The 12,931-nt window shown below is 43.5% G+C and carries 11 protein-coding genes; 5 read left to right on the plus strand and 6 right to left on the minus strand.

The annotated features are described in order from the left end of the window. Nucleotides 1-13: 13 nt before the first annotated feature. Together ACP26M_RS16710 and ACP26M_RS16715 are read left to right on the plus strand one after the other, a co-directional pair. Nucleotides 14-415 carry a nuclear transport factor 2 family protein gene (locus ACP26M_RS16710; protein WP_426581593.1) on the plus strand — a complete coding sequence of 134 codons (402 nt, stop codon included), beginning with the start codon at nt 14-16 and terminating at the stop codon, nt 413-415. A 532-nt stretch (nt 416-947) separates the two neighbouring features. Beyond that, nucleotides 948-1,550 carry a DUF1684 domain-containing protein gene (locus ACP26M_RS16715; RefSeq protein WP_426581595.1) on the plus strand — a complete coding sequence of 201 codons (603 nt, stop codon included), beginning with the start codon at nt 948-950 and terminating at the stop codon, nt 1,548-1,550. 36 nt (nt 1,551-1,586) lie between these two features. Here ACP26M_RS16715 and ACP26M_RS16720 read toward each other — a convergent pair whose 3' ends face one another. Next, nucleotides 1,587-2,624, minus strand: a complete 1,038-nt coding sequence (locus tag ACP26M_RS16720; RefSeq protein ID WP_426581597.1) for a hypothetical protein — start codon at nt 2,622-2,624, stop codon at nt 1,587-1,589. Nucleotides 2,625-2,955: 331 nt separating this feature from the next. On the opposite strand from ACP26M_RS16720, the gene ACP26M_RS16725 reads away from it, so the two are divergent. After that, the gene (locus tag ACP26M_RS16725; RefSeq protein WP_426581599.1) at nt 2,956-3,843 is read left to right on the plus strand and encodes a dienelactone hydrolase family protein; all 888 of its coding nucleotides are present in this window, start codon (nt 2,956-2,958) and stop codon (nt 3,841-3,843) included. A 52-nt stretch (nt 3,844-3,895) separates the two neighbouring features. Here the strand turns inward: ACP26M_RS16725 and ACP26M_RS16730 are convergent, their stop codons facing one another. The 3 genes from ACP26M_RS16730 to ACP26M_RS16740 all read right to left on the minus strand — a co-directional run bounded on the left by ACP26M_RS16730 (nt 3,896) and on the right by ACP26M_RS16740 (nt 8,304). Then, nucleotides 3,896-4,162, minus strand: coding sequence for a DUF4342 domain-containing protein (locus tag ACP26M_RS16730; RefSeq protein WP_090534028.1), 267 nt, complete (start codon nt 4,160-4,162; stop codon nt 3,896-3,898). A gap of 283 nt (nt 4,163-4,445) precedes the next feature. Continuing rightward, nucleotides 4,446-5,564 (minus strand): Gfo/Idh/MocA family protein, encoded by a 1,119-nt coding sequence (locus tag ACP26M_RS16735; RefSeq protein ID WP_426581601.1) that lies wholly within the window; start codon nt 5,562-5,564, stop codon nt 4,446-4,448. A gap of 448 nt (nt 5,565-6,012) precedes the next feature. Next, on the minus strand, nt 6,013-8,304 hold the full coding sequence (locus ACP26M_RS16740; RefSeq protein WP_426581603.1) for a GH92 family glycosyl hydrolase: 2,292 nt from the start codon (nt 8,302-8,304) through the stop codon (nt 6,013-6,015). A 327-nt stretch (nt 8,305-8,631) separates the two neighbouring features. Here ACP26M_RS16740 and ACP26M_RS16745 point away from each other — a divergent pair, with 327 nt between their 5' ends. Continuing rightward, the gene (locus ACP26M_RS16745) at nt 8,632-9,690 is read left to right on the plus strand and encodes an alpha/beta fold hydrolase (protein WP_426581605.1); all 1,059 of its coding nucleotides are present in this window, start codon (nt 8,632-8,634) and stop codon (nt 9,688-9,690) included. Nucleotides 9,691-10,255: 565 nt separating this feature from the next. Here the strand turns inward: ACP26M_RS16745 and ACP26M_RS16750 are convergent. Further along, nucleotides 10,256-11,047: an alpha/beta hydrolase gene (locus ACP26M_RS16750; RefSeq protein ID WP_426581607.1), complete on the minus strand. Its 792-nt coding sequence runs from the start codon at nt 11,045-11,047 to the stop codon at nt 10,256-10,258. Nucleotides 11,048-11,464: 417 nt separating this feature from the next. Here ACP26M_RS16750 and ACP26M_RS16755 point away from each other — a divergent pair, with 417 nt between their 5' ends. Beyond that, on the plus strand, nt 11,465-11,860 hold the full coding sequence (locus tag ACP26M_RS16755; RefSeq protein ID WP_426581609.1) for a DoxX family protein: 396 nt from the start codon (nt 11,465-11,467) through the stop codon (nt 11,858-11,860). Nucleotides 11,861-12,010: 150 nt separating this feature from the next. Here ACP26M_RS16755 and ACP26M_RS16760 read toward each other — a convergent pair whose 3' ends face one another. Next, nucleotides 12,011-12,427: an acyl-CoA thioesterase gene (locus ACP26M_RS16760; protein ID WP_090534040.1), complete on the minus strand. Its 417-nt coding sequence runs from the start codon at nt 12,425-12,427 to the stop codon at nt 12,011-12,013. Between the last annotated feature and the right edge of the window lie 504 nt (nt 12,428-12,931).

Consider the following 12,931-nt stretch of genomic DNA (forward strand, 5'->3'; position numbering starts at 1 on the left):
TAAACATATCATCATGAAAACCACAGAAGAAGTAAAAGGACAGTTAGCCAATAAGTTTTTAACAGGACTAAAAAATCGTGATTGGGAACTCATGCGCCAGGCCCTTGCTAATGATGTGACCTGGACCCTGCCGGGGACAAGTTTGCTTTCGGGTCCTGCTGTTGGTGCCGATGCCGTGATTAAACGTGCCGGTCAGCTGCGTGATTTTGGGGTAATGGTTCAATTAAACCATATTTTATACGGGTTGGATAGTGTAGCCCTGTCGCTTCACAATACTGCCAGCCGTGGCGATTTGATCCTGGATGAGCAGGTAGCCATAGTTTGTGATATTACGGATAATAAGATCAGCCGGATAACTACCCATTTGAGTGATGTTGAAGGGATCAATAAGTTTTTTATTGAAGGGGTGATTTGAGGTTATACGGTATATTATTAAACTCATTAACGTCCCATCAGGATCTCTCGCAGATTTAAGTTTACCCATAAAATCATTAGTCAAATTGGGTATTCCTGATAAGTTGAACCCCTCTGGGGTTCGGGTAAGGGGTGTGACGTTTTATACAAACCTGTTCTCCTTCTGGGGATTTTACAATTTAATAAACATGTATTAATTGCCCAAGGACAGATGCACCAGAGGTGCAAAAGGTTTGTAGCTCGTAAAGTTATAGAATACACTTTGCCCCAGAGGGGCAAAACACAACGACTTGCTGTTTAAACGACAAGCAATTTTGTGGGTAAACTTAAACTCGCAGCGGACCCTGATGGCTTACCCAAGCAGGTACGCCTGCTTTTCGTGCGTTATATACAGTCTCCTGTCTGTTAGGAACATCCGGGTCCTCTACGAGAGGCCCTGGTGGGACAGAAGCCTGGGCTTGCTTCGTACCTCAAATGACGCTTTTTTTTGAGTTGCATCTACGTTATCTTTGGGCCTAATCCCTGCAATACACATGAAATATTTCATTGTCCTTCTATTTGCCTTTTTCATTGGCCAATACAGTTTTGCACAAACCCATAAAGAGCAAATTGCTGCCTTCAGGCAAAATTATAAGGATGATTTTTTAAAAGATCCGCGATCGCCGCTTAAACAGGATGACCTGCAATTTTTAAAGTTTTATGATGCCGACAGTACCTACCGTGTACCTGCTAAAGCTGAATTATTGACTAATCAACCAACTTTTATAATACCAACCTTCAGCGGTGCAGGCAGCCAGTATGTGCGTTATGCCCAACTTTCGTTTACGCTAAAGGGTAAACCAATGCAGTTAACCATTTACAAAAGCATCGCCCTGTCGCAAAACCCTGCCTTCAGCAATTACCTGTTCCTGCCTTTTACTGATGCTACAAACGGCTCTGAAACCTATGGCGGAGGCCGCTATATCGACCTTACCACCAAAGACATTAAAAACGGCTCGATTGTTATAGATTTCAATAAAGCCTACAACCCATACTGCGCTTTCAGCAGCGGCTATTCATGCCCCAAACCTCCCGACGAAAACCGAGTTGATATGGCTGTTGAAGCAGGTGAAAAAAACTTTGGGAAAGGGCATTGATCTAAATCTGCATTAAACAAGCACATTAAATATTTTTTACCTTACAAAAATACCGGCATCTATGTGCGCCCCCGGTGATGAAGATGAAAGGTTCAGGTAATCTTTTGGTATGCCTTTGGTTTGCACTTCGCTCAGGGTTACTTTTCCAACTTTTTGGATACTCTGTTCTATAGGCTTATTTAGCCGGTCTGGCTTTACGTCCTCTTCGTTAAAGCCCAAATAAAAAGCGTTTTCGGAGATAAGCGAATTGGCAAACTTATAGTTAGCATGTGCACCACGGTAACCTATCCAAAAATAATTGCAATTGGTAACGATATTATCACTGAACGTAAACGGCATATTGGAACTCTGGCCGTAGCCGTACCAAACAGCACCTTCATAGGCCCCGTAAATAATAGAATGAGTGAGTGAAAAATCCCTGATCCCGAGGAACACCATAACGGCGTTTTTTACCCCATAAAATATACAATGGTCCACGCGGATATCGGCACCCTGGGCAAAAACCCCTCCTTGTATAGGTGCAGAATTCTTTTCCCCGATAAAATAACACTGGGAAATTTCCAGCCCGGTCAATGTGCTGTCCCTCCTTTCTATAACGTAATAATACTCTGATGCGGGGTTTGGGTTACCGGTGAACTTAAGTCCTTTAATTACTACATGATTCCGCGCTACCTGGAAAGCGGAACTGGCATGCTTTAATTTACCAGCCCTGTTGGAATCGGCCACGCATTGGATAACCGGCATTTTGGCCGGTGCCCAGTCCGGATCACCGGGCATGACCATCGCTTCGAAAGTGTATTTTGAAGCAACCTGCCGGTTACTTTCATCACGAATAGCCAATGCACTTTTAATGGTATAAAGGCCGGGCGCAATCTTAATGGTAATGGGCTCTTCACCACTAAACGTATTTGCCTTGATAACCGCTTTTTCAAGGCTTGCCAGGCGTTCACTTTGCGTACCCGGGGCATCATCCCTACCCTGGCTTACATCTACATATAGTGTTTGTGCGTTCAGCGAAATGCTCCAAATCAATAATATTATAAAGCTTAAGAATTTTAACGCTATAGGTTTCATAAGTTCAATTACAAGGCATGCTGCCTGTTAAACAAATGTAAAAGAGCAGAAGGAGCCCTCATATTCATAACAGGTTCAAGTTTGTTCAAGTTTCATCACGCCTGCAATCAAAAAAATATTCAAACATTACCTCTGAAAATAAAAGCAGCCCGGCGGTTAAAATAAGCTTTCAAAGTCTGTGGTTACCGGTCTGATAGTTTCAGGTTGTAAGGAAATAAAAACATACCATGTAGAAACTCTCGCAATCCAACACAAAAAACATTACCGGTAACGAGACTGTTACACCTTAAACAAAACCTAACCGGTAAATTTGAACAAAGCCTCCGGAAATATGAACCAAATCAGCAAAGAAGATATCAAACAGGAAGTATTTGACCTGTATGATGATTACGCACATAACCGCCTCGACAGGCGCTCATTTGTGCAAAAGCTCTCCATGTATGCAGTGGGCGGCCTTACCGTAACCGCATTAATGAGTTTCCTAATGCCCGATTACCAGTCGACAGCAGAGATTAAATCTGATGATCCGCGTTTAAAATCGGGCTATATTAATTACCCTTCGCCCAAAGGCGGCGGTACAATTAAAGGATTATTATCGGAGCCTGCAGATGCAAAGAAGAAACTGGGAGGCATAGTGGTGGTTCACGAAAACCGGGGCTTGAACCCTTATATCGAAGATGTGGCCAGACGCGCCGCCCTGGCCGGCTTTATTACCCTCGCACCCGACGCATTAACGCCGCTTGGCGGCTATCCCGGCAACGATGACGAAGGGCGTACGATGCAGGCCAAACGAAATAAAGGCGAAATGGAGGAAGATTTTATAGCTGCCTATGAATACCTGAAAAACCATAAGGATTGCAATGGTAAGGTGGGTGTTGTAGGCTTTTGTTTTGGCGGAGGAATTGCCAATATGATGGCTGTACGTGTTCCCGACCTGGCTGCCGCCGTTCCATTTTACGGAAGTCAGCCGGCTGTTGAGGATGTCCCTAAAATTAAAGCGCCGCTGTTGCTGCATTACGCGGCCCTGGATACCCGGATTACGGAGGGCTGGCCGGCATACGAAAAAGCGCTTAAAGAAAATGGCAAAAAATACCAGGCTTATATCTATGAAAACGCGAACCACGGCTTTCATAATAATACAACTCCACGTTATGACAAAGCCGCGGCAGAACTGGCCTGGAAACGGACCATTGATTTTTTTAATGAGAATTTAAACTAAAGACCTAAAATTTCAGGTCTTTAGTTTCGCAGGATCATATTGTGAGGATACCTTATTCTTTGGGAGTATCTTCTTTATCTTCCTCTTCTCTTTCAACAGTTATGGTACATTCCGTAACCAGTGCGGCCAGGGTACCTACGGCAGCAAAAACCGGTGCCAGGATCATCCCGAAAAGGCCCACACTTAACGGAAAGGTCATTAACTCTTTGCCATGCTTGTCCGAAATGGTGATCCTGCTGGCTTTACCTTCGTTGATTATCTCTTTTATCTTTCCCAATAACGCTTCACCGTTAATTGAAAATGTTTCTTTGGTGCTCATGTTTTTTCTAAGTTTTTATATTTAGATGTGCATACCAGCAGCTTGTTACAGGTTCTGCTAAATATGCCGATAGGAGCCGAAATATTAATTTCCTTATTGCGAAAGCTTCTCAATTGGTTTACAAAAAAGCAAACCCGTCATGCCGAATTATTTCGGCACCCCACTTTCAAAGTAAGCAGTGGACAAGTAAGCAAGAATTAATCGTGAAACCAGGTAAGCGTAAATATCCAGTTAGGTGCCGACATAAATTCGGCATCACGTATGTTTTTAACTTTAAACGATATTAAACACTTATCTCCACCTTCTTTCCGGTTTTAACAGCAAGGTAAATGGCATCAATAATTTTAAGGTCTTTCACTCCTTCTTCACCGTTTACCGGTACTACCGGCTTTTTATTATTAAATATAATCTCGCACATTTCATCCATCTGTACGGTTTGATGTGTGGTAATGGGCTGGTTAAGCTCGCCCAAGTGGGTGCGGCCTTTAATTGGCCCGTAGCCGGTAGAAGGCTGCATTTCGGCAAAGCCTTTTTCTCCATCAAGGAAAAACCGGTCGAGATTGTTCATATTGTAGGTTGACAGGCAAGACGCGACGGCCCCGCTTGGGAAGCCGAACTGGAACTGGATGGTTTCATCAACCCCTTCTTTAAATTTCACCGTATCGGTTTTAGTTTCCTGGGCTGTAACCCATATCGGTTCTTCACCGGTCATATAGCGTGATCCGTTGATGGCATAAATCCCAATATCCATCATAGAGCCACCACCGGCAAGCTTTTGATTCAACCGCCATTGTGTGGGATCGCCGATGGTAAACCCGCATTGCCCCTGAAAAAATCTAATCTTCCCAAACTCGCCGTTTTGCCTCATCCTGATCACTTCAAGCGTTTTGGGTTCAAAATGCATCCGGTAGCCAACCAACAATTTTACATTGGCCTTTTTACAGGCATCAACCATCTCCTGCCCCTCTTTGGCATTCACGGCCATTGGCTTTTCGCATATAGCATGTTTCCCGGCTGCAGCTACCCTGATCACAAAATCGTGGTGTAAGCCATTGGGTGTAATAACGTATACCGCGTCGATATCGGGGTTATTTTTGATGTTATCGAAATTCTCATAGTTGTAGCAATTTTTTTCGGGGATGCCATATTTGCTTTGCCATGCTTTAACTTTTGATGGGGTACCGCTAATTACCCCAACCAGTTTAGCTTTGGTACATTTCCGCATAGCTTCTGCAACTATGGTTCCATAGCCTCCAAGTCCCATAATGGCCACACGTAATACCGGACCGTCATAAACCTGTTCAGTTTTATCTGTTTCTGCTGCCCATCCTGAGTGTGGTACAAGTTGCAGGGCCAGGGCCGATAAGCCCAACTTTTGTAAAAAATCACGACGAGAATTCATAGGTATGTTTTTTGGTTTATGACAATTTACATATTTCCGGGTAAACTGCACCTACGTCATCTGATTTTTACAGGGAATGAGGAGCCTCCTTCTAAAAGAAGCTAAAAACAAATAAGAAAATCGTAATTGCGAGGAACGAAGCACCCACCCCCGACCTGTAGAATAGCTCTCCATTGTTTGGGATTGCTTTGCTCATTACAATGACACTATCATAAGCAATTGATTATTAAGTATTTTTTTAATTTATTTTATAACATGGGCATTGCCTGCGGCCCGGGCTATCCGCTACAAGTCCTCGCCTTGCCTGCGCACAAACCTAACCCGCGCTGCGGGCTTTACGATTCTATCCCTAACGCAGCCCCTGCGAAACACCCCTAAAATTTGGTTTATACGCCATCACATTTTTCGATCTGTTTTTAAATACCTTCCGATGCTAAGGTCCATTATATCACATCCCCTTAGGTTGATTTAATGGTTTAACCGCCCAGTTATTTCCCGGTTGATCGTTCAGATATATTTCGAGCTTACCGCCTTTGCTGATATCGTTGTAACGGATAAAATTATTGGGCATTATTTTGCCATTCAATTTCACCGAGCGGATATACATTGATCTGGGGCTCGGTTTATGACAGATGATCTCGAACTTTTTGCCGTTTTGAAGCGTGATAGCAATTTTATCAAACAAAGGTGAACACAAAAGGTACTCACCCGAAACCGGGTTTACCGGGTAAAAACCCATGGAAGCGAACAGATACCAGGCCGACATTTGGCCGGCATCATCATTTCCTCCCAAACCACCCGGACCATCACTGTATTCTGTAGCCAGGATCTTGCGTACGGCGGCTTGCGTTTCCCATGGCGATGGTGTGTAATTATACATAAAAGGGATCTGGTGCCCCGGCTCATTGCCATGCCAGTATTCACCTTTTTCAAACAGGCTATCTAACGACTGTTCCAGCTTCTTCGCACCACCCATCAACTTTGCCAAGCCGGGTACATCCTGCGGTACATAAAAGGTATATTGACGTGCGGTACCTTCTGTAATATAAGTCGCCTTTTTATCAGGATCAAAGGGAGATACCCACGTGCCATCAACATGTTTACCGCGAACAAAGCCACTTGTAACATCAAATACATTGGCATAATATTTTGCCCGTTTGGTGAGTGTGGTATAATCGGCAGATTTTTTTAAAGCTTTTGCAAATTGCGCCAGCGCGTAATCATCATAAGCATACTCCATTGTGCGGCTAACCTGCTCCATTTTATGAAAGGCATCGCGTACGCTATCTTCCAAAGGGATGTATCGGTATTTTAAATAACTATCCAATGCCCTGCGGCCCTTGCCTTCTACATAGTCGGCCCGGTTGGGAGGTAGTTCAAACGCGTTATGCCTTAAAATTTGGTAAGCTTCTTTAGCGTCAAGATCAGTGATCCCCTTTAAATATGCCGAACTGATTACAGAAGCCGTATGATCGCCGATCATTTCGGATGTATAGCTGTTCCAGCAGGGGAATACAGGCATCCACCCACCTTGTTTACCTTTCAAGATCAGTGATTTTGCCAGGTTATTGATCAAAGTTGGGTTCAGGATCTCAAACAACGGCAACTGTGCCCGGTAAATATCCCACATCGAAAAATCATCATAATAATTGCCGCCTGATAACTTTTCAATTTGATAATCGCCGGCAAACCGAGGGTATCTGCCATCAACATCATTAAAAAGACGCGGATGCTGCATGGCATGGTAAAATGACGTATAAAAGATCCGTTTGTCCTGCTCGTTGTTAGTTGAAATATTGATTTGCCCTAAGGCCTTCTTCCATTTTACCTTGCTGCGTTCTACCATCTTGTCAAAATCAAATGCCGGCATCTCGGCCTCCAGGTTTTTACGGGCACCATTCAGGCTGGTAAATGAAGTGCCAATCCTGATAGTTAGCTTCTCGCCTTTATTGAGCTTAAATCCGGCATAAATCCCTGTACCTGCATCGTTTTTGATACTATCTGCAATAAATATTTTATCACCTGCAAAAGTGCCCGTTTTACTTAAACTCCGTTCAAACCTGATCACAAAGAAACCGCTGAAACCTGCGTTTTTTCCCCATCCCTGGTAAATACGGTGAGCAGGATTGTAACCCGATATTTCGCCCTTTTGTTGATCCACTTTTACAAAGCCTTCATGATAATCGCTATTGGCTTTGATCAATAAATAAAGGCTGTCGGCTTGCTGCATAGTAAACTGCATCATGCCGCAACGCTCCGTGGAGGTTACCGCGGCACTCACTTTATATAGATTAAGATTGATGCTATAAACGTGAGGAGACGACAGTTCATCAGTATGTTTAAATGCTGCACTATAATTAGCTGTTTTTAGCTTGCCTGTGATGGGCATAATGGTAAAGCTGCCATAATCCTGTGTACATGAACCACTTAGCCAGTGCGAACCACGGAGGCCGTTGAACAGGCCGTCCTTATAATAATATGGAGGTACGCACTTGGTTTCGCCGCTCTCGGTTTCGGGTGTCCATTGTGTCATGGCAAATGGGGCAGTAACCGCGGGAATGGTATTGGCAAACCGTGTATCAGCCGCCTGTCCATGTTTTAGTGCGGAAGCTGTAGTGGCAATAGCTGTACCAGCCATTGGCTGTACATATTTAACCAGATTTTGGGCAAAAACCGGCCACGGAAACAACAAGAAAATGATATAAATAAACCGGTTTGCAATTTTGGGGATGAACTTCATTTTCGGACAGCGTATTAACAAAAAATTTCAGCAAAATACAGCAATCATCGCTAATTGTTACACGCACGAGTAAAATAATGATGTATAAACACCTGGCTATACTGATAACCGTAAGGATTAATTGTTACTCCCTTCCAACCAGCACTGCCACTTCCAACTATTTCAGATAATGGCAAATCTGGTGGGGAATATGTCTAACTGAAGTCACCATTTGTCCGGTTCATGCATTAACCACTTCTATAATCCTGGTGCTGGTGTATTTTTGTTATGCCCGACGATGAGGAAAGCATCTGAAAGCGAATTATTAATCAAACTAATCCGAAAAACATGAACAACGAAACAACATTCAGCCGTCGCCGCTTTCTGGGTATCTCCGCATTAACAGTTGCAGCAGCAGAGTTAGGCGGTCTCGGTTTACTTAAAGCCGAAACCAAACAGGCAGATTCACCGGCACGGCAAAACAATACTCTTTTTTCTACAGCCTCTTTCGACTCGATCAAACAGGTAAATGCAGGCCTGCTTAATATTGGATACGCGGAAAGCGGCCCGGCAAACGGACAGCCTGTTATCCTGCTTCATGGATGGCCATATGATATACATAGCTATACTGAGGTATCAGCCATACTTGCCAAAGCCGGCTACAGGGTTATTGTACCTCATTTGCGCGGCCACGGCACAACGCAATTCCTTTCGGCACAAACTTTCAGGAACGGACAGCAGGCAGCAATAGCTACCGATGTTATCGCACTGATGGACGCCCTGAAAATAGACCGTGCAATTATTGGCGGGTTTGACTGGGGCGCTCGTACAGCAAATATCGTGGCGGCATTATGGCCCGAGCGCTGCAAAGCAATGGTTTCGGTAAGCGGGTACCTGATAGGCAGCCAGGAAGCAAATAAAAAACCATTGCCGCCCAAAGCAGAACTATCATGGTGGTACCAGTTTTATTTTAGTACCGAGCGCGGCCAATTGGGCTACGAGGCAAACAGGCGTGACTTTAACCGGCTCATTTGGGAAACAGCATCACCTAAGTGGAAATTTGACGACGCTACTTTCGCGCAAACCGCCCCGTCTTTTGACAACCCCGACCATGTTGCTATCGTGATCCATAATTATCGCTGGCGCCTGGGCCTTGCCCAAGGTGAGGCAAAATATGATGACATGGAAAGAAAATTAGCAACCGCGCCTCCTATAACTGTACCTTCCGTAACCCTTGAAGGCGATGCCAACGGTGCTCCTCACCCTAAGCCTGCTGATTATGCCGCGCGCTTTAAAGGTAAATATGCACATCATACTATTAACGGAGGCATAGGCCATAATTTGCCCCAGGAAGCCCCTAAAGCTTTTGCTGACGCCATTATAGAGGCCGAAAGCTTTGCCAGATAAATAACCCCTCTTTTTAAATAACACGGTAACCAGGAAAGGAAATGTTAAAATGCATTTCCTATCCTGGTTTTTTGTTTACTTAAAATCAGGTGCTCACACCTGTCTGTCTTTCTAAAACCCTTTTGCACCTCTGGTGCAATCATCGTTGGGCTCTATTCATTAAAATCTGTTACCGGCAATCAAATCTTACAAAGGGCAAGATTGCAGAAATAGCCCCCTTCAATGCCCGAAGCCCGCCGGGCGGCAACTCAAATTGATCGCTTGAAACTGATCGTTTTATTTATAAGCTAATTAAATGTTCGAGAGTCTATGATAGGACATCAGGCTATATAAACGAATTTTCGTCATGTAAACCTCTATGGGCTTAACCTAATGCTTGTCATGTTATATATTTTACTAGACTGGCTTTATGGGTTACCTTAAATCTGCAGAGAACTTGGTGGAACTCGTAGCAGCATTCAACAGCATTATGGCAAAGGCTACCGCTCTTCAACAGGAAAAGGGGCAACCGTTAAAACGGTCGCCCCTTTCCATCTTTTAGTAAATGAATTAAAATAACATTACCTTATTTTTTTTCAGAACCATTTTTTGCAGCAGCTTCAATTACGCGGGCCACGGCGGCGGCCTGCGATATAAATATAACGTGACTGCCTTTAACCTCTGTAACTACAGCACCGGCACGTTTATACATTGCACGTTCCAGTTCGGGGTTGATGGCTTTGTCCATGGTGGCTACAATGCCATAAGTTGGTTTGGTTTTCCAGGCGGCCTGTGTTAATGGGGCTACAAAGCTTGAGCCAACAATCGGCTGTTGTGAATCAAACATAAAATCTGCTTTCGCTTCAGTCAAATCAGCTGCAAAACATTCGTGAAAGAGCGCTTTATCAAAATATACCAGGCCATTTTTATCGGCAGGCAGGATACCATTTTTGGCAAGTGCCGGGCCCGACTGATAAACATCCAGGGTCGACTGGCCAACTTCCGGTGCAAAAGCCGCAACATATACCAAACTTGTTACTTTGGGCGATACGCCGGCTTCGGTAATTACCGAACCGCCCCATGAATGCCCTACCAGCACCGCGGGGCCATCCTGTTTTTCCAGGGCGCGATTGGTTGCGGCAACGTCATCATTGAGCGAAGTAAGCGGGTTTTGCACAAGAGTTACGTTGTATCCATCCTTTTTTAATATTTTATATACGCCTTCCCATCCCGATGCATCGGCAAAAGCGCCGTGTACTATCACAATGTTCTTTACAGCAGGTGTAGTTTGAGCCAAGCTGTTTTTTGGGCTGAAAGTAGACAAAAAGACTGCGGCAGCAGCTATTGTTAGTTTGGTAATGTTGATTTGAGTTTTCATTTTGTTAAGTATTTATTGATTTACTCCCAAAAGTATATTTCAACTTGCCGCATACCGCGTTCAACTGCTTTAACCCGACAAAGAAGTCTCCGAACCGGACATTTCAAACATTAAAAAATTGGGACCAGCCATTGCATGTTAATATTTAACAGCATAATAAAAATCCGTCTTTCCGACCCTGCCGTTTTTAGTTTATACGCCTATCACCGGGATCGCTGCAATCATCATCTGAGGGATAGAAAACTTTAAGGCAGACTTTAATTAACATATTGAAGCAGTTTACATCAATGCCCATGGAAGTCGGGGTCCGGATTGTCCGACCAGGAGCTTAGTTTGTCTGCTTCATCCCGAAAGTGGTTAGATATCCGTTGATTTTGCCACAATTTTGAGCCATCAAACAACTCAAAACTACATATCATGACAACAAAAACAGTAAAAACAATCTATTGGATAGGAACAGCATTGACTTCATTGTGGTTTGCAGCAAGCGGATTTGGCGAGCTGACCAAAAACCAGTTTGTGTGGGATATCACCTTAAAACTGGGCTATCCTCCACACTTTATTTATATCCTTGGTGTCGCTAAACTTTCGGGAGTAGCTGTTCTTTTAACACCTAACAGATTGCTTAGATTAAAAGAATGGGTATTTGCAGGTATTTTCTTCGATATTATATTTGCTTTTTTGTCTAAAATCTCTGTGCTCGGTTTTCCCGCCACCATTGATGCCATTGTTGCATTTATCATGGTAACAGTAACCTACCTGATGTTCCGTAAACTTTATCCGGCTACATACGCAGCCCCTGCCGCTGTATAAAATGCTAAGTTGCAGCAGGCCGGTTCATAATACATCGGTTATTTAAGGCTTTAAGCAATCTCAAAAGAGGCTATCGACAGGTAGCCTCTTTTACATGCATACTACCGTGCCGCATGATTATCCGGCAGGGGCAGGCGCTCTACCGGTCACTTAATCTTCAAGAACAGGGGCATCCTTTATTTTTTCCAATACCGAGCCAGGCAAATACGGTCTGCCGCCAGTTGCCGGCACACAGGTGCCCGTAAATACAGCTTTAGTCATTACCTTATTGTTGCATATTATCGATTGTTTAAAGTGCAGCTTTGGTAAGCCCCCTTTATCAGTATACAAGGTGCAGGTAACTTTAAATTCATCGCCCTTTTTTAGTGATCTGAGAAAGCTGATGCTATAGTTTGAAAGTACCATGTAAATCCCGTTTTTGGCTTCGGTTTCAAAATCAAATCCCAATATTTCCCTGATATAATCATGTCTGCAATATTCCATATAAAACGGATAATATAAACCATCCATGATCTCCTGTACATCTATATGCTCATCTTTTGCAATATAGGTTTTTGAGTATTCCATAATAATTAACCTTTTTTGTTGGATTGCAAAGCTATTGAACCTTTTGGTTTCAGGAAACGGGAGATCAGAATTTTAATGGATCAATCCGGGCTTTGTCAAATAAAAAAGCCCCACTTGTTTGTGAGGCTTTGCTCCTGAGGCTGGGCTCGAACCAGCGACCCTCTGACTGTTAAGCTTAATGTCATTGAAAACAGGTAATTCAATTCCGCGCTCTTATCGGAGATCAATGATTCCAATCCCATAACCGCATTAGCGATGCGTTGCACTATTGATATAATAGCTAACGAGGCACTGATACAAAACATCAATTACAAAAAGTTAATATTTCCATAACAGCTTTTTTGGGTGGTTATAGATGTAAATTAATTATGACGATCCGGACATCACTCCGGGAATGTCCGAGTCGGACACAAAAAAATAAAAGAAATAATTAGATTTTGATAGTTGAGAACTAAATAAAATCTGTGTAACAAAATATAATGGGTAAAATAATAGAATACCTAA

Origin of the sequence: Mucilaginibacter sp. R-33 (genome assembly GCF_049949235.1) — a bacterium.
Classification (GTDB): domain Bacteria; phylum Bacteroidota; class Bacteroidia; order Sphingobacteriales; family Sphingobacteriaceae; genus Mucilaginibacter.